The following is a 21240-nucleotide window of genomic DNA, read 5'->3' on the forward strand; positions in this document are numbered from 1 at the left end:
CGATCGCGAGCCGCGTCAGCGACCCAGGAACTTCTGCAGCGACGCGAGCTCTTCCTCGGTCGGCGCCTTGCCGCCCTTGGCGCCGCCGAGGCCGAGGCCGGACCCCTGTGGTGCCTGCTGCGGCGCGGCCGCCGCGCCGGCCGCGAGGGCTGCGCGCTTGGCGGGGTTGCCCACCTTCGACTTCTTCTTGCCGCCCTGCTGCTGCTTCTTGCCGCCGTGCATGCCCGGGATCGGCCCCATGCCCGGCATCTGCGGCACACCACCGCGGGCGACGGTCTTCATCATCTTGGCGGCCTGCTCGAAGCGGTTGACCAGCGCGTTGACCTCGGTGACCGTCGATCCGGCACCGCGCGCGATGCGGAGACGGCGCGAACCGTTCAGGAGCTTCGGGAGCTCGCGCTCCTGGGGCGTCATCGACTGGATGATCGCCTCGGTGCGGACGATCTCGCGCTCGTCGAAGTTGTCGAGCGCCTCGCGCATGCCCTTCGCTCCGGGGAGCATGCCGAGCATGCCCTTGATGGAGCCGGCCTTGCGGAGCTGCTGCATCTGCTGCAGGAAGTCGTTCAGCGTGAAGTTGTCGGTCGCGATCTTGTCCGCGACCTTGCGCGCCTCTTCCTCGTCGAAGGCGCCCTGCGCCTGCTCGATGAGGGACAGGATGTCGCCGAGGTCGAGGATGCGGCTCGCCATGCGGTCCGGGTGGAACGGCTCGAAGTCGTCGAGCGACTCACCCGTCGACGCGAACATGATCGGCCGGCCGGTCACGCTGGCCACCGACAGGGCTGCACCACCGCGGGCGTCACCGTCGAGCTTGGAGAGCACGACACCGGTGAAGTCGACGCCTTCCTGGAACGCACGCGCCGTGTTGACGGCGTCCTGACCGATCATCGCGTCGATGACGAACAGGACCTCGTCGGGGTCGACAGCCTTGCGGATGTTCGCGGCCTGCTTCATCAGCTCGGCATCGACACCGAGACGACCTGCGGTGTCCACGATGACGGTGTCGTACTGCTGGTCGATCGCGGCCTTGATGGCGTTCTTTGCGACCTTGACCGGGTCGCCGACACCGTTGCCGGGCTCGGGCGCGAAGACGTGCACGCCGGCCTGCTCGCCGACGACCTGCAGCTGCTGCACGGCGTTCGGACGCTGAAGGTCCGCCGCGACGAGCATCGGGGTGTGGCCGTCCTTCTTGAGCCACTTGCCGAGCTTGCCCGCGAGGGTGGTCTTACCGGCACCCTGCAGACCCGCGAGCATGATGACCGTCGGCGGCTTCTTCGCGAACTCGAGCCGTCGCTGCTGCCCGCCCAGGATGCCGACGAGTTCCTCGTTGACGATCTGGACGACCTGCTGTGCCGGGTTGAGCGCGCGGTTGACCTCGTCGGAGAGGGCACGCTCGCGCACCGATGCGGTGAACGCCTTGACGACCTCGAGCGCGACGTCGGCGTCGAGGAGCGCCCGCCGGATCTCGCGGACGGTGCCGTCGACGTCGGACGGAGTCAGCCGACCCTTGCTCCGCAGATTGCGGAAGGTCTCGGTCAGCCGATCGGAGAGTGAACCGAATTGCGCCATGATCCGTCGATTCTACAAGGCTCCCGCCGACGGCACCGGCCCGTTCACCGCAGGAGGACACCCTCGGTCAGTTCGAGCGGCACCCCGAGCCCCACGTCGATGACCACCGGCGCGCTCGACGGGCTCCGGTCACCGGTCGGGAACCAGCGTCGGTCGGGCGACACCAGGATCACGAGACCGTCCACGTCGCCGACCGCCGCGAAGGACTCCCCCGGCGGGTTGGCGTACGGATCGAGACCGGCGCGTCGCAGGGCCTCGACGGCGCCGAGGACGTCGGGGACGGGGACGCCGACCTCACTGACGGAGACGAGCGGGACGGCCGTGTTCTCGCCCACGTCTACGGGCAGGTCCCGCCGCTCGATGAGCTCGAGGAGCTGCTGGTCGGGCCCCTCGAAGTAGACCGACCGCGAGTTCCAGTTCGGCGGCCCCTCGAACTCGTCCTGGTCATCCGTACCGAGCACCGTCGTCAGCCCGGCGATCCAGGCCTTGGCCGCGTCGAAGGCCCCCGTGGGGATCGTGATCGCCAGGTGCAGGGCTCCGGTCATCTCCGGCAGTTCGCGGAACACGAGGAGCGTCGACCCCACCACGACGCGCACCGTGGCGTCGACGGCCTCCACCGGACACCCCAGTCGTTCGTAGAAGCGGGCGGTGTCGGCGAGCGATCGGGTGGCGAGCTGTACCTGTCGGATGTCCATGTCCACATCGGACCATCTCAACCTTTGTTGAGGTCAAGCACAAGGTTGTTGGACGCCGTCCAGAAACTGTCGTACGCTCGCGGCATGCCGGAACTCGAGATCGTGCGCCACCACGGCCCGCTGACCTACGCGGACGGCCTCGCCCTGCAGCGGGACCTGCACGCCGACGTCGTCGCCGGCCGCTCCCCCGGGGCCCTCGTCCTCTGCGAGCACCCGTCCGTGTACACCGCCGGACGCCGCACCGAACCGTCCGACCTGCCGACGAACGGTGCCCCGGTGGTCGACACCGACCGCGGTGGCCGCATCACCTGGCACGGCCCGGGGCAACTGGTCGCCTACCCGATCGTCCGGCTCGCCGAACCCCTCGACGTCGTCGCCTGGGTGCGCGACCTGGAGCAGGTCGTTATCGACGCCGCGGCTGCCGTCGGAGTGCACGCCGAACGGGTCGCGGGTCGCAGCGGCGCATGGGTTCAGGGGACGGACGGGTCCCCCGCCGCCAAGGTCGGCGCGATCGGCCTGCACGTCGCCGAGGGCGTGACGAGCCACGGCATCGCGATCAACTGCGACAACGCCCTCGACGCCTACGCCGCGATCGTCCCGTGCGGCATCGCGGACGCCGGGGTCACGACGCTGAGCGCCGCGGCGGCGCACGTGGGGCTCGCTCCCGTGACCGTCGACGACCTCGCACCCCTGGTAGCGCACGGCGCCCAACAGGCCGTCGACGGCATGCACAGCGGCCACCGGATCAGCACGACGACCCCCAGCACCAGCACGAGCACCAGCACCGCGCCCGCCCGACAGGAGACCCTCGTATGACCCTCGCCCCCGAAGGCCGCCGCATGCTCCGGGTCGAGGCCCGGAACGCCGAGACCCCGATCGAGACGAAGCCCGCGTGGATCAAGACCCGTGCCACCCAGGGTCCGGAGTTCCGCGAGCTGTCGAGCCTGGTGCGCGACAAGCAGCTGCACACCGTCTGCCAGGAGGCCGGCTGCCCGAACATCTTCGAGTGCTGGGAGGACCGCGAGGCCACCTTCCTGATCGGCGGCTCGCAGTGCACCCGTCGCTGCGACTTCTGCCAGATCGACACCGGCAAGCCCGAACCCCTCGACCGCGACGAGCCCCGCCGGGTCGCGGACTCCGTGGCCGAGATGGGCCTGCGGTACGCGACCGTGACCGGCGTCGCCCGCGACGACCTGCCCGACGGCGGCTCCTGGCTCTACGCCGAGACCATCCGGGCGATCCACGAACACTCCCCCGGCACCGGCGTCGAGATCCTGGTGCCGGACTTCAACGGACGACCGGACCAGCTGGGCCCGGTGTTCGACGCCCGCCCCGAGGTCTTCGCTCACAACGTCGAGACCGTCCCGCGGATCTTCAAGCGGATCCGGCCGGCGTTCACGTTCGAACGCTCCCTGGACGTCATCACCCAGGGCCGCGACGCCGGACTCGTCACGAAGTCGAACCTGATCCTCGGCATGGGCGAGGAGCGCATCGAGATCGAGGACGCCCTGCAGCGCCTCTACGACGCGGGCACGGACATCATCACGCTGACGCAGTACCTCCGCCCGTCGCCCCGGCACCTGCCGGTCGCGCGCTGGGTCAAGCCGGAGGAATTCGTCGAGCTCCGCCAGGTCGCCGAGCAGATGGGCTTCGCCGGGGTGCTCGCCGGACCGCTGGTCCGGTCGTCGTACCGGGCGGGCCGGCTCTGGGCGCGGGCGACGGTGGCCCGCGGCGGCTCGGTTCCCGAGCACCTGGCCCACCTGCTCGACGCGACCCCTGGTCGCCAGGCCGTCTGACGCGCGCGCGGCGCGGCCGGCGTTTCGCGCTGAGCGACAGTTCACGGGCTGCCGAGCACGTGAACTGTCGCTGAGGCCGAAATCCCGTGCGTGCGGACGACGCTCCGGACAGACGGGAGGCGCGGTGCCAGCTGGCACCGCGCCTCCTGTCCGTCAGGTGGTGACGGCTACTTCGCGTCGGCCTCGACCGACTCCTTCGGCTGGCCGGTCGGGGTGAGCCCGCGCTCCTGGCGGCGCTTCGAGACCACCAGCGACGCGGTCGTGGCGACCGCGATCGTCAGCGCGATGAAGCCCAGCGAGAACCAGATCGGGATCTCCGGCGCCCACTCGATGTGCTCGCCACCGTTGATGAAGGGCAGCTCGTTGACGTGCATGGCGTGGAAGACGAGCTTCACGCCGATGAACGCCAGGATGACGGCCAGGCCCTGGCCCAGGTAGATGAGGCGCTCGAGCAGGCCGGCGATCAGGAAGTACAGCTGCCGGAGACCGAGCAGCGAGAACGCGTTCGCCGTGAACACGATGAAGGCGTCCTGCGTCAGCCCGAAGATCGCGGGGATCGAGTCGAGCGCGAACAGCACGTCGGTCAGGCCGATGGCGACCATGACGAGCAGCATCGGGGTGAACAGCCGCTTGCCGTCGACGCGGGTGGTCAGGCGGTCGCCGTCGTAGTGGTCCGAGGTCGGGATGATGCGCTTGAGGATCCGGATGAGCCGGGATTCGCCCTCGCTGCCGTGGTCGTTGCCGCTGCGGGCCTGTGACCAGGCGAGCCAGAACAGCAGCGCACCGAAGAGGTAGAAGACCCACGAGAAGTTCTCGATGATCGTGACGCCGAGGGCGATGAAGACGCCGCGGGCGACGAGCGCGATCGCGACGCCGACCAGCAGGACCTTCTGCTGGAACTCCTTCGGCACGGCGAAGCTCGACATGATGATGAGGAAGACGAAGAGGTTGTCGACCGACAACGCCTTCTCGGTCAGCCAGCCGGCGAAGTACTCGCCACCGGCCTGTCCGCCGCCGAACACCAGGATCCCGATGCCGAACAGGATCGCCAGCCCGATGTAGAAGGCCGACCAGAACGCGGATTCGCGGATGTGGGGCACGTGCGGCGTACGCACGTGCGAGTAGAAGTCGAACACCAGCAGCGCGAGGATGCCGGCGATCGTGATGAGCCAGACGAAGAGTGGGACGTCCACGGTTTCCTTCAGGTAGGGCGCGCCGCTGCTGTGCGGGTACGCCGAGGCCTGAAGGTCTCTTCCGTCGCCCCGCACCGGAACCGGTGCCGCACGACCGGCGCCCCGGGGCCGGATCGTTCCGGACCGTACTGACGGGGTCACCGAGAGGGAATACTCCCCTTCGTGATCCCGAGCATACCGGGCACAGCGGACATGTGCCGCGCTCTAAGCTGGGAGCATGGCGAGTTCTTGGTCACTGTCCACACGGCTGCGCGGCCTCTTCCAGCGCAAGACGATCGACGAGACCACGTGGGAGGACCTGGAGACCGCCCTCATCGGCGCCGACTTCGGGCCCGACATCTCCGAGGAGATCATCGAGGACCTGCACGCCCGCGTCGACCGGTACGGCACGACCGACCCCGCCGACCTGCAGCGCATGCTCCGCGAGGTCCTCGAGGAACGGCTCTCCAAGCTCGACACCACCCTGAAGCTCAGCGCGCGGCCCGCCGTGGTGCTCGTCGTCGGGGTGAACGGCGTCGGCAAGACCACGACGATCGGCAAGTTCGCCAAGTTCCTGAAGACCTACGACCGCACCGTCCTCGTCGGCGCGGCGGACACGTTCCGCGCCGCGGCGGTCGAGCAGGTCGCCACCTGGGCCCAGCGCGCCGGTGTCGACGTCGTCCGTCCGTCGCAGCCCGGGCAGGACCCCGCGTCGGTGGCGTACCAGACCGTCGAGAAGGCGATCCGGGACCAGACCGAGATCGTCGTCATCGACACCGCCGGGCGGCTGCACACCAAGGCCGGCCTGATGGACGAGCTCACCAAGATCAAGCGCGTGGTCGAGAAGCAGACCGAGATCAGCGAGGTCCTGCTCGTCCTCGACGCGACGACCGGCCAGAACGGCCTCGCCCAGGCCCAGGCCTTCATCGAGGGAGCGGGCGTGACCGGGCTCGTCATCACGAAGCTCGACGGCTCGGCCAAGGCCGGCTTCGTGCTCAGCGTGCAGGAGAAGACCGGCATCCCGATCAAGCTCATCGGGCAGGGCGAGGGCATCAATGACCTGACCGGCTTCACGCCGCACGTGTTCGTGCAGAACCTCGTCGGCTGAGCGAACGCATCGGCACGCCGAGGAGTAGCGTCCCTGACGGTCCGGGCATCTGCTCGGTCTCGTTCCAGGGATAGGAGACCCTCATGCCCGCACTGCTGATCATCGCGATCATCGTCGGCCTCGTCCTGCTCTTCAGCGGCATCTTCGTCGGTGCGCTGAAGTTCCTGCTCTGGGTGGGCATCGTGCTCATCCTGCTGGCGGTCATCGGCTGGCTGCTCCGGACGATCCGCGGTCGCGCGTAGCGACCCGGCGTCCTGTCCGGACGCACCTGACAGAACGGGAGGCGCGGTGCCAGCTGGCACCGCGCCTCCCGTCTGTCCGTGGTGACGCGCACGGCTCTCCGAAAGCGACAGATCTCGGTACCGGCCCGAGGCGATCCTCGCGAAAGCGACAGATCGCCGCGAACTGTCGGCGGAGATCTGTCGCTTTCGCGAAACGGGGTGCGAAGCTCGGGCGGCTACGCGACCGCGTCGGCCGGCTCGCGCTTCTGCACCCGCTGGCCGACGACGGCGGAGACGCCGTCCTGCCGCATCGACACCCCGTACAGGGCGTCGGCGATCTCCATCGTCCGCTTCTGGTGCGTGATGACGATGAGCTGCGACGACTCGCGGAGCCGCTCGAACACGGTCAGCAGGCGGCCGAGGTTGGCGTCGTCGAGCGCCGCCTCGACCTCGTCCATGATGTAGAACGGCGACGGCCGAGCGGTGAAGATCGCGACGAGGAGCGCCACCGCCGCCAGGGACCGCTCGCCGCCGGACAGCAGGGTCAGGCGGTCGATCTTCTTGCCGGCGGGCTTCACCTGCACGTCGATCCCGGTGCCGAGCAGGTCGGTCGGGTCGGTCAGGTTGATGGACCCCGAGCCGCCCGGGAACAGGATCGGGAAGATGACGTCGAACGCTTCCTTCGTGTCGTTGAAAGCGGACTCGAAGATCGTCTGCATCTTCGTGTCGAGCTCGTCGATGATCGTCAGCAGGTCCGTCCGGGTCTTCTGCAGGTCCTCGAGCTGCTCGGCGAGGAACGCGTGCCGCTGCTCGAGCGCCTGGAACTCCTCGAGCGCGAGCGGGTTCACCTTGCCGAGCTGTCCGAGGTCGCGCTCGGCGGCCTTGAGTCGGCGCTCCTGCTCGGCACGGACGTAGGGCACGGTCTCGACGTCGGCGGGGTCGACCTCGTCGGTGGTGTCGAACTCGGGCAGGGCGGGGCCGCCGGGCAGCGTGGACTCGGCGTCCACGAGGGTCAGGTCGTCGGCGTCGGGACTCGCTTCTGCAGTTGCTTCCTCCGGTGCCTCCGGTTCGGTCGCACCCGCGGCCTCGGCCGCGGCGGCCGCCGCTGCGCGCTCCGCCTCGCGGTGCTTCCGCGCGCGCACCCGCGGGTCCACGAGCACGTCGACCGGCACCGGCACGTGCGGCCCGTACTCGGCCACCAGCACGGCCTCGGTCAGCCCGAGCTCGCTCTGCGCCCGGTCGAGGACGCCGGACACGTGCAGCTTCTTCTCGTAGATCTCCATCTCGAGCGAGTGCACGCCGTCGGTGATGGTCTGCAGGCGGTCGCGGAGCTCGCGCTCCTCGTTGCGGATCGTCTGCAGCTCGGTGTTGCGCTTCGACCGCTCGGCTTCTTCCGTCGCCAGCTGCACCCGGGCCTCGGCCAGCGAACGGTCGACCGCACCGAGCACCCCGGGCAGGTCGGCGAGCACGGCTTCCGCGGTCCGGATCTGGCCGCGTCGGATGACGGCGAGCCGCGCGGCCTCCTCGGCAGCGGCGCGCTCCGCCTCGAGCTGGCGTTCGAGCTGGTCGGCGCGGTTCCGTTCGGCGCGCACACGCTCGCGCACGGTCTCGACCTGGATCCGCTGCTCGACCTCGGCGGCACGTGCGGCCTCGAGCGCGTCCTGCAGCGCGGGACGCTCGGAGGCGTCGACCACGGGACGCTCCTGCTCGGTGAAGGCCCGGTGCGCCGACTCGGCTTCGGCCAGCACCGCCTCGGCGGTCTCGACGGCGCCGTCGGTCTCGGCCAGCGCGGCACGCAGCCGCTCGACCTCGGCCGCGGCGTTCTCCGCCTTCGCCCGCGACGACGCGCTCGTGCGGTCGTACTCGGCCTTCGCCCGCGTGTACGCGCGGGATGCTGCGTCGGCCTCGTCCGCACGGCGGCGTGCGTCCTCGACGGCACTGCGTGCGGCCTGGAGGCCCGTGGCCGCGTCCTCGGCGTCGGTCGCGATCGCGTCGCGGCGGGTCACGGCGTCGTCGCGCTCCGCGACGAGCTCGATGCGCGAGGTCACGCGCTCCCCGCCGCCGGTCACGCGGACCGCACGGACGAGGTCGCCGGACCGCGTGACCACCGTGGCGTGCGGGGCGGCGGTGAGCACCGCCTCCAGGTCGAGGTCGTCGGTCTCCGCGACCAGCATGTCGCGCAGGATCGACGCGAGCGCCGGCGGTCCCTGCACCAGGTCGGTGGCACGGCGGACGCCGGTCGGCAGGGTCTCGGGCAGGGCGGTGGTGACGGACGCGGCATCCGCGACGACGACGTCGATCCGGCCGAGGTCAGCAGCGCGGGCGTGGTCGACGGCGTCGAGCGCCGCACCCCGGTCGTCGGCGAGGACGGCGTCGGCGAGTCCCTCGAGCGCGGTGGCGATCGCGGCCTCGAACCCCGGCGACACCGTCAGGCTGTCGGCCAGGCGACCGACGATGCCCGCGCGACCGGCGTCGATCAGTGCCTGCGAACCGTCGCGGACCTCGATCGACATGCCGAGCGCGGTGACCCGGGCGTCGAGGGCGTCCCGCTCGCGTTCGAGGGTGTGGAGGCGGTCGCGCTGCTCGTCGCGCGTGGTCTGGGCCCGTTCGAGCTCGGCACGCGCCTGCTCCAGGGTCTGCGCGAGCGCGGTCTCGTCGACACCCTCGGACGGGTCGACACCGAGTTCGGCGAGGGCCGCCGCGGCACGCTCGGCACGCTCCCCGGCCTCGGCCAGTGCCCGCTCCCGCCGCTCGCGGTCGGCGACGGCGGAACCGCGCTTCGACCGGGCGACGTCGACGGCGCTGGCGAGCCGCTGCGCCTCGAGGTCGTGCTGCGAGACCCGGGCAGCCTGGACGGCGATGCGTTCGTCCAGGGCGTCCAGCGCGGCGCGTGCGTCCTGCACCGCGCGGGCGGTCGTCGCCGAGCCGCCCTGCATCTCGTCGGCGCGGGCGGCGAGACGGTCGGCCTCGGCACGGACCCCGGCGACCTGCTCCTGGGTGACGGTGGGGCCCTGCTGCGGGGCGTCGGCCTGCTGCGCGAGGAACATCAGGCGCTGGTTCGCCAGGCTCGACAGGCCGCGGAGGCGCTCCTGCACGCTCTCGAGCCGGTGCACCACGGTGCGGGCGCGGTCGACGTCGTCGCCGACCATGCTCTGCTCGACGTGCTGCTGGCGCACCCGGGTCTGGTCGAGCCGCTCGGTCAGGACGATGCGCTCGGACTTGCGGCCCGCCTCGACCTCCTGATGGTCGTGCAGCTCGCGGCGCAGGCGCACCACGTCGTCGGCCAGGATGCGGGCCTTGGCGTCGCGGAAGACCGCGGCGACCGACTGGGCCTTGCGCGCGACCTCGGCCTGGCGCCCGAGGGGCTTCAGCTGCCGCCGGATCTCACCGGCCAGGTCGGACAGGCGGGTCAGGTTCGTCTGCATCGCGTCGAGCTTGCGGAGGGTCTTCTCCTTGCGGCGACGGTGCTTCAGGATCCCCGCCGCCTCCTCGATGAAGCCGCGGCGGTCCTCGGGGGTGGCGTGCAGCACCTTGTCGAGCTGCCCCTGCCCGACGATGACGTGCATCTCACGGCCGAGGCCGGTGTCGCTCAGCAGCTCCTGCACGTCGAGCAGCCGGCAGTTCTCGCCGTTGATGGCGTACTCGCTGCCACCGTTGCGGAACAGCGTGCGCGCGATCGTCACCTCGGAGTACTCGATCGGCAGCAGACCGTCGCTGTTGTCGATGGTCAGCAGCACCTGGGCCCGACCGAGCGGACCGCGGGTCGAGGTGCCGGCGAAGATGACGTCCTCCATCTTGCCGCCGCGCAGGGTCTTCGCACCCTGCTCCCCCATCACCCAGGCCAGGGCGTCCACCACGTTCGACTTGCCGGAGCCGTTCGGGCCGACGATGCACGTCACGCCCGGCTCGAACGCGAACGTCGTCGGCTGCGCGAAGGACTTGAACCCCTTGATGGTCAGGCTCTTCAAGTACATGCGGTCTCCGGATGCTCTGGTTGGCGTCAGGCTAACGCGTGCGGGCGCGGGGACGGGGTTGGCACACGGGGCAGATGTGGCTCGACCGGTTCATGAAGGCCTCGCGCACGATCGTCGTGCCGCAGCGTGGGCACGGCTTCCCCTGCTGCCCGTAGACGTTCAGGCGCTGCGAGAAGTACCCGGACTGCCCGTTGACGTTGACGTACTGGGCGTCGAAGCTCGTGCCGCCGTCCTCGAGCGCCCGGCGCAGGATGGCGCGGACCTCGTCGAGCAGTCGTCGCAGGTCGGCACGGGTGAGGCGGTCGGCGGCGCGGTCGTAGTGCAGCTTCGCGGCCCAGAGCGACTCGTCGGCGTAGATGTTGCCGATGCCGCTCACGACGCCCTGGTCGAGCAGCACCCGCTTGATGCCGCTCGAACGCTTCCGGGCCATCGCGGTGAACCGGTCGTCGTCGAACGCGGGGTCGAGCGGGTCACGGGCGATGTGCGACACCTGCCCGGGCACCCACCGGCGCCACACGGCGTCGGGTTCGATCGCGTCGACCTGCCCACCGAACCCGGCGGGAGCACCGTCGATCGTCGGCACCATCGCGTCGATCGCCATCGAGCCGAACGTGCGCTGGTCGACGAACTCGAGTTCCACCGGGGGCTCCGCCGCACCCGAGCGGTCCGTGCCCGCGGGCTGCACGTCGATGAGGATCCGCCGGTGCTTGGCCGCCGGTCGACCACGGCCGAGCAGGATCTGCCCGCTCATGCCGAGGTGGGCGACGAGTGCCTCGGGGCGGTCCCCGTCGTGCTCGGGCTGCAGCGGCATCCAGAGGAACTTGCCCCGGCGGACGGCGGCGGCGATCGTGCGACCGATCAGTCGGTCAGCGAAGTCCTCGGCGGGGCCGTCGTGCCGGGTGAGGGCACGGTCGTCGACCACGTCGACGTGCAGGACCCGCGCGCCGCTGACGGCGGGTTCGAGGCCGGCGCGGACGACCTCGACCTCGGGGAGTTCGGGCACGCGGTCAGGCCGCTCGACCGGACAGCCGGGTCCAGGCGTCGAGCGCGGCGGCCATCTCGGCGGCCTTCTTGCTCGACCCGGTGCCGGTGGCGATGTCCTCGCCCTGCAGGACGACCGTCGCCATGAAGGTCTTGTCGTGGTCAGGGCCGGTCTCGGTGACGCGGTACGCCGGGTTGCCGAGCGAACGGCTCGAGGCGAGCTCCTGCAGGCTCGTCTTCGGGTCCATCGCGGCGCCGAAGCGGTCCGGGTCGATCATGAGGGGTTCGACCAGGCGGAGCACGAGCTCGGTGGCCGGGTCGGGACCGGCCGACAGGTACGTCGCGCCGATGACGGCTTCGACGGTGTCGGCCAGGATCGACGACTTGTCGCGCCCGCCGGTCTGTTCCTCGCCCTTGCCGAGGCGCAGGTAGCGGCCGAGCCCGATCATCCGGGCGATCTCGGCCAGCGCCACGGTCGACACCAGGCTCGCCCGTCGCTTGGCGAGGTCACCCTCGTCGAGGTCGGGGAACGACCGGTAGAGCTTCACGGTCACGGCCTGGCCGAGGATCGAGTCCCCGAGGAACTCGAGGCGCTCGTTGTGCTTGATGCCCCCGTGCTCGTAGGCGTAGGAGCGGTGCGTCAGGGCGAGCTGGAGCAACTCGAGGTCGATGTCGGCCCCGAGGATGCCCTGCAGACGAACGACGTCCGGCCCCGCGGGGCGAGACCCCGCAGCGCCGGACGTTGTCGTCATGCGTTCGGTCCGATCAGACGTCGGCGACCTTGCGGCCCTTGTACTCCATGTACAGGGGCGTGCCGGCCGAGTCCTCGACGACCTTCGCGCGGTGCGGGAGGCTGTAGGTGACCTGACCGTTCTCGATCGTCTTCACGAGCTGGATCGGCGTGGCCTTCCACTGCGAACGACGGGCGTGCGTGTTCGCACGGGACTGCTTGCGCTTGGGAACGGCCATGGTGAATCTCTTTCGGTTGGTCGGTGGTCGGTACGGGGGCTGGCGGTGTCGGGACCTACTCGGTCTCGGCCCGCTCCTCGCCCTCGGTGGTCTTCGGTGCGGTGGTGTCACCGTCGGTGCTGTCGTCGAGCTCGATCGCGCTGAGCGCTGCCCAGCGGGGATCCAGCACCTGACGAGCGGGCTGCTCGCCGAGGTCGGCCAGACGCTCACCCGTCACCGGGTCGAGTCCTGGGCAGTCCGGTCGGCAGACCGGCTGGAACGGCAGCGACAGCACCACCGCATCTCGAACGACCTGTTCGGTGTCCACGTGGTCATCGCGAACGAAGAAGTCGAAATCCTCCGAGGCATCATACGCGAACAGCTCGGCGAAATCGACCTCGATCGGTTCGCTGATGTCGATGAGGCAGCGCGAGCACTCCCCCGTGGCGTCGGCCGAAGCGTGTCCGGACACGAGGACGCCCTCGTGCAGGCCTTCGAGTTTGACGTCGATGTGCAGTTCGGCGCCCTGTCGGACGCCGATCAGACCGGCCCCCATCGCGTCGGGCACCTCGATGTCGAGCGAGTGCTCGCGCATCTCACCCGGCCGGTGCGCGAGGTCGCGCACGCGCAGGGCGTAGGGGCTGTTCACGGGGGAAGACACGATCGACAAGCCTAGCGCGATCGGGGCCGAGAGTCGAGGTGGCGACAGGCGTGTCCGGACGCGGTGGGCGCGGTGCGCGTGCTGGGCAGGCTGGCGGGTGTTCTCAGCGGGCGTGCTCAGCGGGCCGCGAGCGCGTCGGCGACCGTCTTCGGCACGTAGGGCGTGACGTCACCGCCGAGGGACGACACCTGGCGGATCAACGAGCTCGACACGTGCGCCCGCGACGCCTCGGGCAGCAGGAACACCGTCTCGACGTCGGCCAGGTGGCGGTTCATGATGGCCATCGGAGTCTCGTACGCGACGTCCTCGCCGGACCGCACGCCCTTCACCAGGACCTTCGCCCCGACCTGCCGGCAGTAGTCGACCAGCAGCCCGGACGTCCACTCGCCGACCGTGACCGTCTCCGGCGCGCCGACCTCGACCAGCGAGTCCTTGATGAGCCGGACCCGGTCGACCGCCTCGAACATCGCCGGCTTCTTGTCGGGGTTGTGCACCACGAGGACGTGCACCTCGTCGAAGAGCCCGGCCGCGCGGCCGATGACGTCGAGGTGCCCGAGGGTGACGGGGTCGAAGGAACCGGGGACCACCGCGATCTGCGCCATGGCAGCGACGATACCGCCCGCGACGCTGTGCCCCGGGGTCAGTTCTTGCCGAGGAACGCCGCGTCGGACTCGTCGAGGCGCCGGGCGAGGGCGTCGCGGAGGGCCGGGGACCCCTCGAGCTCGGGATCGGGTTCGAGCACGCGCTCCGCTTCTTCCCGCGCGTCGACGATGAGGTCGGCGTGCTCGACCACCCGGAGCAGGTTGAGCGAGGACCGCCCACCGGACTGCCGTTCGCCCAGGACGTCGCCTTCACGTCGGAGTTCGAGGTCGACCCGGGCGAGCTCGAACCCGTCGTCCGAGGCGGCCACGGCGTCGACGCGCTCGCGCGAGGTGGTCTCGAGCTCGGCCGAGGTGACGAGCAGGCAGACACCGGCCCACTGCCCACGACCGATGCGGCCGCGGAGCTGGTGGAGCTGCGAGACGCCGAACCGGTCGGCGTCGAGGACGGCCATCATCGCCGCGTTCGGGACGTCGACGCCGACCTCGATCACGGTGGTCGCCACGACCACGTCGAGGTCGCCGGCGGCGAAGGACGTCATCACGCGGTCCTTCTCGTCGGCGGTCATCCGGCCGTGCAGGACCGCGATCGAGCGCCCTTCGAGCACGGGCATGGTGCGCATCCGCTCGGCGGTGGCGAGCACGGTCGCCGGGGCGCGCTTGGGGGCGTCGTCCTCGCCCTCGGCCGGCTCCGGCTCGCCGTCGTCCTCGGTGTGCGCGTCGTCGATGGCCGGGCAGACGACGAACGCCTGGCGGCCCTTGGCGAGTTCCTCGGCCATGCGGGACCAGATCCGGGGTTCCCACCCGGGGTGCTCCGCCAGCGGGACCGTGAAGGTCTCGACGCCGGCGCGCCCCGACGGCATGCCCGTGATGGTCGAGACGTCGAGGTCGCCGAACACCGTCATCGCGACGGTGCGCGGGATCGGCGTCGCGGTGAGCACGAGCACGTGCGGCGGGGTCGTGCCCTTGGTGCGGAGGGCCTCGCGCTGCTCGACGCCGAAGCGGTGCTGTTCGTCGACCACCACGAGCCCCAGCTCGGCGAAGTCCACCCGGTCGCCCAGGAGCGCGTGGGTGCCGACGACCAGCCGTGAGCTGCCCGACACCGCCGCGAGCAGGGCCCTTCGACGTTCGTCGGTGGACTGCGACCCGGTCAGGATCACCGGTCGGAGCTCGGCGGCCAGGTCCGGCCCGAGGAACTTCACGATGGAGCGCAGGTGCTGGGCCGCCAGCACCTCGGTCGGGGCGATGAGCGCGGACTGGCCGCCGGACTCGGCCACCGTGAGCATCGCCCGGATCGCCACGAGGGTCTTGCCCGAACCGACCTCGCCCTGGATCAGCCGGTGCATGGGCCAGGTGCGGGCGAGGTCCTGGTCGATGTCGGCCCCGACGGCCCGCTGGTCGTCCGTCAACGTGAAGGGCAGGGTGGCGTCGAAGCGCTCGAGGATGCCACCGGGGGCGGCCACGCGCGGGGTGGCCGCGGTGCGACGGGCCGCGATCCGGCGCTGCACCAGGGCGGTCTGCAGCACGAACGCCTCGCGGTAGCGCAGGGCATCCTGCGCGCGCTTGAAGTCCGCGACCTTCTCGGGACGGTGCAGCAGCTCGAGGGCACGGCGGAACGGCACGAGATCGAGCCGGGACCGCGCGGACGCCGGCACCGGGTCGGGCAGGTCCGGCAGGGTGTCGAGGACGATCCCGATGGACTTCGCGATCTGCCAGGACGTGAGCGAGGCCGTCGCCGGGTAGATCGGGATCGGCTGGCGCGACCACCGGATCGCTTCGTCGGAACCGGGCTCCGCCGTGGCGCGGGGGTCGTCGGGGTCGAACAGCTCGTAGTCCGGGTGGGCGAGCTGCCGGGCACCCCGGTAGTCGCTGACCTTGCCGGAGAAGATCCCCCGGGCGCCGGGGACGAGGTCCTTCGTGCGCCACCCCTGGTTGAAGAACGTCAGGGTGAGCAGGCCCTTGCCGTCGCCGATCTTCGCTTCGAGGATCGAGCCGCGGCGCGCGCGCATGGTGCGTTCACGGACGTCGACCACCTCGGCCACGATGGTGACGGGTTCGCCGATCGCGAGCGAGTCGAGGGCCGTCAGGGCACCACGCTCGGCGTAGCGGCGGGGCGCGTGCTCGAGGAACTCCCCCACCGTGCGGTAGCCGAAGGCCTTCTCGATCGCGGTCGCCGTCCGACCGCCGAGCACGTTCGCGAGCCGCGCGTCGAGCGGCGCCGGACCGAGGTCGGGCGCGGCCGGCGCAGCGGGGGTTCCGGAGGTGACCACGTTCCAACGGTACCGGGCACGACCGACCCCACCCGCGCCTCCTGAGCGGCTTGTGGAGAACGCCGGACCGGACGCGTCGGGCCGATACGGTGGCTGCATGACCCGCATCATCGCCGGCGCCGCCGGCTCCCTGACGCTCCGGGTGCCGAAGTCCGGCACCCGCCCGACGAGCGACCGCGTGCGCGAGGCGCTGTTCTCGTCGCTCGAGGCACGGGGGCTCGTCGAGGCCACGTCGGTGGCCGACCTGTACGCGGGGACGGGCGCGCTCGGGCTCGAGGCGGCGTCCCGCGGTGCGGCCGAGGTGGTCCTGGTCGACCGGGCGTCCGCCGCCGCGCAGGCCTGCCGGGCGAACGCGAAGGCCGTGCAGCAGCGGGTGCCGGGCGTCCGGATCGATGTGCAGCCGCAGCCGGTGCTCGGGTACCTGCGCGGGACCGTCCGCACCTTCGACCTGGTGTTCATCGACCCGCCCTACGACGTCACCGAGCACGAGCTCGCCGAGGTGCTCGAGGCCCTGTCGCCGAAGCTGACGCCGGATGCCGTCGTCGTGGTGGAGCGGAGCAAGCGCTCCCCCGAGCCCACCTGGCCGGCGGGGCTCGCGCCGTTCAGCAAGCGCAGCTACGGCGAGACCGTCGCGTGGGAGGCCGTCGCCGCCGACTGAGGCAGCCGGTCAGCCCGGTCAGCCGGCGGCGCCGTCCCAGTCCGCGTAGGGGTCCCAGCCGGTCGTCGGCACCGGCGACCCGGCACGCAGCAGGTCCGCCTCAGCACGCTCCCGGACGACACCGATGCGCCGGAAACCCCCGGGCAGAGCCGTGCCTGCCGGGAACGTGGCGAGCAGTCCGTGGTCTTCGCCACCGTGCAGCGCGACCTCGTCGAGGTCGGTGGCGGCATCGAGTTCGAGCGTCACCCGGCTGGCACGGGCGAGCCGACCGGCGTCGATCGCCAGGCCGTCGGACAGGTCGAGCATCGCGGTGGCCCCGGCCCCGGCCGCGAGCGGCCCGTCAGCGATCGGGGGCACCGGGCGGCGCTGGCGTCCGACGTCGGCGTCGACATCCGCGCCGCTCACGACCGTCGCGGTGCGGTCCGGCTCGCCCCGGCCGTCGACGCCGTCGCGGAACAGCCGGGACAGCCCACGGGCGGCACGTCCGAGCTCGCCGGACACCGCGAGCACGTCACCGACGCCCGCGCCCGACCGCAGCACAGGCGCGCGGCCGAGCAGGTCACCGAAGGCGGTGACGGCCACGGTGAACGTCGCCGAGGTGGACAGGTCTCCCCCGACGACCCCGCACCCCGGCGCGAGTGCGTCGACGGCGAGCCGGAAGCCGTCGGCGATGCCTTCGAGGACGGCCACGGGGGTGTCCTGCGGTGCGGCGAGGGCGATCACGAGGCCGCTCGGCACGGCACCCATCGCGGCGACGTCGGAGAGGTTCGTGGCGGCCGCCTTCCAGCCGATGTCCGCCGGCGACGACCACGCCCACCGGAAGTCCGGACCGTGCACCATCATGTCCGTCGTGACGACGAACCGGCCGTCCGGAGCGGCCACGACCGCGCAGTCGTCACCGGGGCCGAGGATCGGCGTCCCCGCGGGCAGACGGCTCGTGATCCGGTCGAGGACGACGAGTTCGCCGAGCTCCCCCACCGTCGGTCCGGCCCAGGCGTCGTCCGTCGCATCCACACGAGAACGGTAGCCTGGACGGCGATGGACACCGCGCGCCGCACCCCTCGCACCCTCGCGATCGTGGGGGCCGTGATCACCCTCGCCGCCGGGCTGACCGGGTGCACGAACGCCGTGTCGATGTCGGCCGCCCCGTCGGCGAACGCAGCGGCGTGCGCGGCCGTGCAGGTCCGACTGCCCGCGACCGTGGACTCGAAGTTCGACCTGCGGAACACGAACGCGCAGGCGACCGCTGCCTGGGGCGACCCCGAGGTGGCGATCTACCACTGCGGTGTCGCCGTCCCCACCGTGTCCGACCTGCCGTGCTTCTCGCAGGGCGGCGTCGACTGGATCCGCGACGACCGCGGCGACCAGGTCGTCTACACGACGTTCGGTCGGTCACCGGCGGTGCAGGTCGTGGTCGACTCGACGAAGACCACGTCATCGGTCGTGCAGGAGCTGTCCGACGCCGTGTCGTCACTGCCGAAGGACGGACACGAGTGCCTCGACCCCGCCGACGTGCAGGGCTGACACCCGTCAGCGGACGGCGGCGCGACCCAGCTCGATGAGCTCCGTGATCAGCTCACCGTAGGACACCCCCGACGCCGCCCAGCAGCGCGGGTACATCGACAGCGGCGTGAAGCCCGGCATCGTGTTGACCTCGTTCACGACGAAGCCGTCGTCGGTCAGGAAGCAGTCGACACGAGCGAGCCCCGAACCACCGATGGCCTCGAACGCGCGGGCACCGATGGAGCGGATCTCGTCGGTCTGCTCGTCGGTCAGCGGTGCCGGGCAGAGCAGGGACTCGTCGCCGCCCAGGTACTTCGAGGCGAAGTCGTAGAAGCCGTCCTCGGCCACCACGATCTCGCCCGGCAGGCTCGTGCGCGGTACACCGTCACGACCCTCGAGCACGGCGACCTCGACCTCGCGGCCGACCACACGGGGCTCGACGATCACCTTGGAGTCGTGCTCGAACGCCAGGTCCATGGCAGCACCCAGCTGCGACGGCTCGTCGACGCGCGAGACACCCATGCTCGACCCGGCGCGGGCTGGCTTGACGAACAGCGGCCAGCCGTGGGCGGCGATCGTCTCGGCGATGTCCACCGGGTCGGCCGCCCACTGCCGACGGAGCACCGTGGTCCACGGGGCGACCCGGAGCCCGGCGTGCTCGAGCACGGCCTTGGCGACGTGCTTGTCCATCGCCAGGGCGCTCGCGAGCACGCCGTCGCCGACGTAGGGCAGCCCGGCGATCTCGAGCAGGCCCTGGATCGTGCCGTCCTCGCCGAAGGGGCCGTGCAGGATCGGGAACACCACGTCGACCGGGATCGCGGTGACCGTGCCGTCGGGGTGGGACACGACGAGTTCGTTGGTGGCCGGCGAAGTCGGGAACGCGATCCGCGTGCCGTTGTCGGGCACGGTCGGCAGCGCACCGTCGCGGATGGTCCACTGCGCCGGGTCGTCCGACTGCAGCGTGAAGGCACCGTCCTGGGTGATCCCGATCGGCACGAGGTCGTACTCGGCCCGGTCGACGACGTCCATGATGCCGCCGGCGGTCACGCAGCTGATCTCGTGCTCGCTCGAGCGACCGCCGAAGAGCACGGCGACGGTGGTCCTGGGCATGGGGGTTCCCTCGGGGATCGTGGGCACGGGAGTCCCTTCGTGACTCGGTGCGGGACCGGTCACTCGCCCTGCGGCTCGTCGGTCTCGGTGAGGTGCGGCGCGATGTTGCGCGGATCGAGCCTACCGGCGAGGACCTCGCCGACCTGGCTGACGATGGGCATGTCGACGCCGTTCGCCGCGGCCAGCTCGAGGATCGGGGCGACCGAGGCCAGCCCCTCCGCCGTCTGGTTCATCTGGCGGACGACCTCGTCGAACCGGTAGCCCTGGCCGAGCAACCGCCCGGCGGTGTTGTTCCGCGACAGCGGTGACTGGCACGTGGCGATGAGGTCGCCGAGGCCCGCGAGCCCGGACAGCGTGGACGACTGCGCGCCGAGCGACACCGCGAAGTCGGTCATCTCGGCGAGGCCGCGCGTGATGATCGAGGCCTTGGTGTTCTCGCCGTACCCGACCCCGTCGACGATGCCGATCGCGACGGCGATGAGGTTCTTCAGCACACCGCCGAACTCGGTGCCGATGACGTCGGTGTTGATGAACGACCGGAAGTACGGGTTCGTCGCGACGGCGGCGACGTCGGTGGCCGTCTCCAGCGAGGACGACGACACCACGGCGGCGGTCGGCTGCCGACGGGCGATCTCGAGCGCCAGGTTCGGGCCGCTGGCCACGGCGATGCGGTCCTGGTCGATGCCGAGGCCCTGCAGCAGGACCTCGCTCATCCGCAGACCCGTGCTCTTCTCGACGCCCTTCATGAGGCTGACGACCGGCACGTCGGCGGGCAGCAGCTCGCGGATCGCGGCGAGGTTGGAGCGCAGGGTCTGCGAGGGCACCGAGACGTACACCTGCGAGGCGCCGTCGAGCACGCGCTCGAGCGACGTCGAGGCGGTCAGGGTGCGGGGCAGGTTGATGCCGGGCAGGTAGTCCGAGTTGCGCTTGGTCTCGGTGATCTCGCGGGCGACCTCGGGGCGTCGTGCCCACACCACGGTGGAGGCACCGCCCTCGGCCAGCACCTTCGCGAACGTGGTGCCCCAGCTGCCGGCACCGATCACGGCCACCCGGGGCTTGTCGGTGGACTGCATGACCACCCGGATCGCGGCGGTGTCGAAGGCCCCCGGAGCCGCAGCGGCGGGGTCGGGTCGGTCGTCGTGGGGTCGGAGGTCACTCAAACCGGCCGGTCTCCTTCTGGTTGTTCGCCGCCGGGTCCCAGCGGGTCGCGGGTGCCCGTTCGCCACGGAGCACCTCGAGCAGCGCGGTGATCTCGCGCATGACGAGTTCGGTGGCCTCGCCGAGCATCTGCTGGTCGATCTGCCGACCGCGGTACGCCGAAAGGTCGACCGGGTCACCGATGATGACGTCGACGCGGGACGGCGGGAACAGCCGGAGCTTCTTGCCGTACCTGGCCATGATGTTCTGCGTGCCCCAGTGGGCCATCGGGATGAGCGGCACGTCGTTCTCGAGCGCGATCCGCACCGCGCCCGTCTTGCCGCGCATCGGCCACAGGTCGGGGTCGCGGGTGAGCGTGCCCTCGGGGTAGACGATGATCGCCCCACCCTGCTCGACCAGGGACCGGCCGCCACCGAGCGGGTCGCTCAGGCGCGTCCGGCCGGAGCGTTCGACCGGGATCTGCCCCATGCCGGACATGAGCTTGCCGACCACGGGGACCTTGAAGAGCGACGCCTTCGCGAGGAAGCGCGGCGCCCGCTTCGAGATGTACACGGCGGTGCCGACGACCAGGGGGTCGATGTTCGTGAAGTGGTTCGGCGCGAGCACGAACGCGCCCTCCGCCGGCAGGCGGTTCGGGCCGTGCCAGTGGTAGCGCGCCGAGAACCGGAACGTCGGGATGACGATCGAGGCGACGATCCGGAACGCCGTGTTCAGCTCGCCGCGGCGCCACCGGCGCCCACGGACGGGGAGGCCGGTCGCGACCTGCGCGTCGGAGCCGCCACGGGCCTCCAGATCGTCGCCATTTCCTTCTACCGGCACT

20 protein-coding genes are annotated in these 21240 nt (G+C 71.2%); 6 read left to right on the plus strand and 14 right to left on the minus strand.

The window, feature by feature from the left end:
* Window positions 1-15 precede the first annotated feature (15 nt).
* On the minus strand, window positions 16-1566 hold the full coding sequence (gene ffh / locus DEI96_RS11115) for a signal recognition particle protein (RefSeq protein WP_027465889.1): 1551 nt from the start codon (window positions 1564-1566) through the stop codon (window positions 16-18).
* Between the two features lie 44 nt (window positions 1567-1610).
* Window positions 1611-2261, minus strand: coding sequence for a VOC family protein (locus DEI96_RS11120; RefSeq protein ID WP_111023967.1), 651 nt, complete (start codon window positions 2259-2261; stop codon window positions 1611-1613).
* An 84-nt stretch (window positions 2262-2345) separates the two neighbouring features.
* On the opposite strand from DEI96_RS11120, the gene lipB reads away from it, so the two are divergent.
* Window positions 2346-3077: a lipoyl(octanoyl) transferase LipB gene (gene lipB, locus DEI96_RS11125; protein WP_111024007.1), complete on the plus strand. Its 732-nt coding sequence runs from the start codon at window positions 2346-2348 to the stop codon at window positions 3075-3077.
* Window positions 3074-4057, plus strand: a complete 984-nt coding sequence (lipA, locus tag DEI96_RS11130) for a lipoyl synthase (RefSeq protein WP_111023966.1) — start codon at window positions 3074-3076, stop codon at window positions 4055-4057. Before lipB ends, lipA begins: the two co-directional genes overlap by 4 nt.
* Window positions 4058-4224: 167 nt before the next feature.
* On the opposite strand, the gene DEI96_RS11135 is transcribed toward lipA, so the two are convergent.
* The gene (locus DEI96_RS11135) at window positions 4225-5250 is read right to left on the minus strand and encodes a TerC family protein (protein ID WP_110859106.1); all 1026 of its coding nucleotides are present in this window, start codon (window positions 5248-5250) and stop codon (window positions 4225-4227) included.
* A gap of 217 nt (window positions 5251-5467) precedes the next feature.
* Between DEI96_RS11135 and ftsY the strand changes: the two genes are divergently transcribed.
* Window positions 5468-6337: a signal recognition particle-docking protein FtsY gene (ftsY, locus tag DEI96_RS11140; protein WP_017888268.1), complete on the plus strand. Its 870-nt coding sequence runs from the start codon at window positions 5468-5470 to the stop codon at window positions 6335-6337.
* A gap of 83 nt (window positions 6338-6420) precedes the next feature.
* Window positions 6421-6579 carry a hypothetical protein gene (locus DEI96_RS11145; RefSeq protein WP_171907827.1) on the plus strand — a complete coding sequence of 53 codons (159 nt, stop codon included), beginning with the start codon at window positions 6421-6423 and terminating at the stop codon, window positions 6577-6579.
* Between the two features lie 215 nt (window positions 6580-6794).
* On the opposite strand, the gene DEI96_RS11150 is transcribed toward DEI96_RS11145, so the two are convergent.
* From DEI96_RS11150 to DEI96_RS11180, 7 genes are all read right to left on the minus strand, one after another.
* Window positions 6795-10532: an AAA family ATPase gene (locus tag DEI96_RS11150; RefSeq protein WP_111023965.1), complete on the minus strand. Its 3738-nt coding sequence runs from the start codon at window positions 10530-10532 to the stop codon at window positions 6795-6797.
* 31 nt (window positions 10533-10563) lie between these two features.
* Entirely contained in the window at window positions 10564-11535 is a 972-nt protein-coding gene (mutM, locus tag DEI96_RS11155) for a bifunctional DNA-formamidopyrimidine glycosylase/DNA-(apurinic or apyrimidinic site) lyase (protein WP_111023964.1), read from the minus strand.
* A 4-nt stretch (window positions 11536-11539) separates the two neighbouring features.
* The gene (gene rnc, locus DEI96_RS11160) at window positions 11540-12265 is read right to left on the minus strand and encodes a ribonuclease III (protein ID WP_173034235.1); all 726 of its coding nucleotides are present in this window, start codon (window positions 12263-12265) and stop codon (window positions 11540-11542) included.
* Between the two features lie 13 nt (window positions 12266-12278).
* On the minus strand, window positions 12279-12482 hold the full coding sequence (gene rpmF / locus DEI96_RS11165) for a 50S ribosomal protein L32 (protein ID WP_017888273.1): 204 nt from the start codon (window positions 12480-12482) through the stop codon (window positions 12279-12281).
* A 55-nt stretch (window positions 12483-12537) separates the two neighbouring features.
* Window positions 12538-13110, minus strand: a complete 573-nt coding sequence (locus tag DEI96_RS11170) for a YceD family protein (RefSeq protein WP_071405664.1) — start codon at window positions 13108-13110, stop codon at window positions 12538-12540.
* 128 nt (window positions 13111-13238) lie between these two features.
* The gene (coaD, locus tag DEI96_RS11175) at window positions 13239-13724 is read right to left on the minus strand and encodes a pantetheine-phosphate adenylyltransferase (RefSeq protein ID WP_110863963.1); all 486 of its coding nucleotides are present in this window, start codon (window positions 13722-13724) and stop codon (window positions 13239-13241) included.
* 38 nt (window positions 13725-13762) lie between these two features.
* Entirely contained in the window at window positions 13763-15991 is a 2229-nt protein-coding gene (locus DEI96_RS11180; protein ID WP_244993152.1) for an ATP-dependent DNA helicase RecG, read from the minus strand.
* Window positions 15992-16088: 97 nt separating this feature from the next.
* Between DEI96_RS11180 and DEI96_RS11185 the strand changes: the two genes are divergently transcribed.
* Window positions 16089-16649 carry an RsmD family RNA methyltransferase gene (locus DEI96_RS11185; protein WP_111023963.1) on the plus strand — a complete coding sequence of 187 codons (561 nt, stop codon included), beginning with the start codon at window positions 16089-16091 and terminating at the stop codon, window positions 16647-16649.
* An 18-nt stretch (window positions 16650-16667) separates the two neighbouring features.
* Here the strand turns inward: DEI96_RS11185 and thiL are convergent, their stop codons facing one another.
* Window positions 16668-17663 (minus strand): thiamine-phosphate kinase, encoded by a 996-nt coding sequence (thiL, locus tag DEI96_RS11190; protein WP_111023962.1) that lies wholly within the window; start codon window positions 17661-17663, stop codon window positions 16668-16670.
* 24 nt (window positions 17664-17687) lie between these two features.
* Here thiL and DEI96_RS11195 point away from each other — a divergent pair, with 24 nt between their 5' ends.
* The gene (locus tag DEI96_RS11195; protein ID WP_111023961.1) at window positions 17688-18173 is read left to right on the plus strand and encodes a DUF3515 family protein; all 486 of its coding nucleotides are present in this window, start codon (window positions 17688-17690) and stop codon (window positions 18171-18173) included.
* Window positions 18174-18179: 6 nt separating this feature from the next.
* On the opposite strand, the gene DEI96_RS11200 is transcribed toward DEI96_RS11195, so the two are convergent.
* The 3 genes from DEI96_RS11200 to DEI96_RS11210 form a co-directional block, all read right to left on the minus strand.
* The gene (locus DEI96_RS11200; RefSeq protein WP_111023960.1) at window positions 18180-19262 is read right to left on the minus strand and encodes a D-alanine--D-alanine ligase family protein; all 1083 of its coding nucleotides are present in this window, start codon (window positions 19260-19262) and stop codon (window positions 18180-18182) included.
* A gap of 59 nt (window positions 19263-19321) precedes the next feature.
* A complete protein-coding gene (locus DEI96_RS11205) occupies window positions 19322-20335 on the minus strand; it encodes an NAD(P)H-dependent glycerol-3-phosphate dehydrogenase (RefSeq protein WP_031259730.1) in 1014 nt (337 codons plus the stop codon).
* Between the two features lie 79 nt (window positions 20336-20414).
* Window positions 20415-21239 carry a lysophospholipid acyltransferase family protein gene (locus tag DEI96_RS11210; RefSeq protein WP_111023959.1) on the minus strand — a complete coding sequence of 275 codons (825 nt, stop codon included), beginning with the start codon at window positions 21237-21239 and terminating at the stop codon, window positions 20415-20417.
* Window position 21240: the final 1 nt, after the last annotated feature.

Source organism: Curtobacterium sp. MCLR17_031 (assembly GCF_003234775.2).
GTDB classification, from domain to species: Bacteria; Actinomycetota; Actinomycetes; order Actinomycetales; family Microbacteriaceae; genus Curtobacterium; species Curtobacterium flaccumfaciens.

Excerpts from the sequence above, each read along its gene's own strand:
- coaD (WP_110863963.1), bottom strand. The coding sequence starts at position 13,724 with ATGGCGCAGATCGCGGTGGTCCCCGGTTCCTTCGACCCCGTCACCCTC.
- DEI96_RS11150 (WP_111023965.1), bottom strand. The coding sequence starts at position 10,532 with ATGTACTTGAAGAGCCTGACCATCAAGGGGTTCAAGTCCTTCGCGCAG.
- lipB (WP_111024007.1), top strand. The coding sequence starts at position 2,346 with ATGCCGGAACTCGAGATCGTGCGCCACCACGGCCCGCTGACCTACGCG.
- DEI96_RS11205 (WP_031259730.1), bottom strand. The coding sequence starts at position 20,335 with ATGCAGTCCACCGACAAGCCCCGGGTGGCCGTGATCGGTGCCGGCAGC.
- DEI96_RS11145 (WP_171907827.1), top strand. The coding sequence starts at position 6,421 with ATGCCCGCACTGCTGATCATCGCGATCATCGTCGGCCTCGTCCTGCTC.
- ftsY (WP_017888268.1), top strand. The coding sequence starts at position 5,468 with ATGGCGAGTTCTTGGTCACTGTCCACACGGCTGCGCGGCCTCTTCCAG.
- lipA (WP_111023966.1), top strand. The coding sequence starts at position 3,074 with ATGACCCTCGCCCCCGAAGGCCGCCGCATGCTCCGGGTCGAGGCCCGG.
- DEI96_RS11195 (WP_111023961.1), top strand. The coding sequence starts at position 17,688 with ATGGACACCGCGCGCCGCACCCCTCGCACCCTCGCGATCGTGGGGGCC.
- DEI96_RS11200 (WP_111023960.1), bottom strand. The coding sequence starts at position 19,262 with ATGCCCAGGACCACCGTCGCCGTGCTCTTCGGCGGTCGCTCGAGCGAG.
- ffh (WP_027465889.1), bottom strand. The coding sequence starts at position 1,566 with ATGGCGCAATTCGGTTCACTCTCCGATCGGCTGACCGAGACCTTCCGC.
- DEI96_RS11185 (WP_111023963.1), top strand. The coding sequence starts at position 16,089 with ATGACCCGCATCATCGCCGGCGCCGCCGGCTCCCTGACGCTCCGGGTG.
- DEI96_RS11120 (WP_111023967.1), bottom strand. The coding sequence starts at position 2,261 with ATGGACATCCGACAGGTACAGCTCGCCACCCGATCGCTCGCCGACACC.
- rpmF (WP_017888273.1), bottom strand. The coding sequence starts at position 12,482 with ATGGCCGTTCCCAAGCGCAAGCAGTCCCGTGCGAACACGCACGCCCGT.
- rnc (WP_173034235.1), bottom strand. The coding sequence starts at position 12,265 with ATGACGACAACGTCCGGCGCTGCGGGGTCTCGCCCCGCGGGGCCGGAC.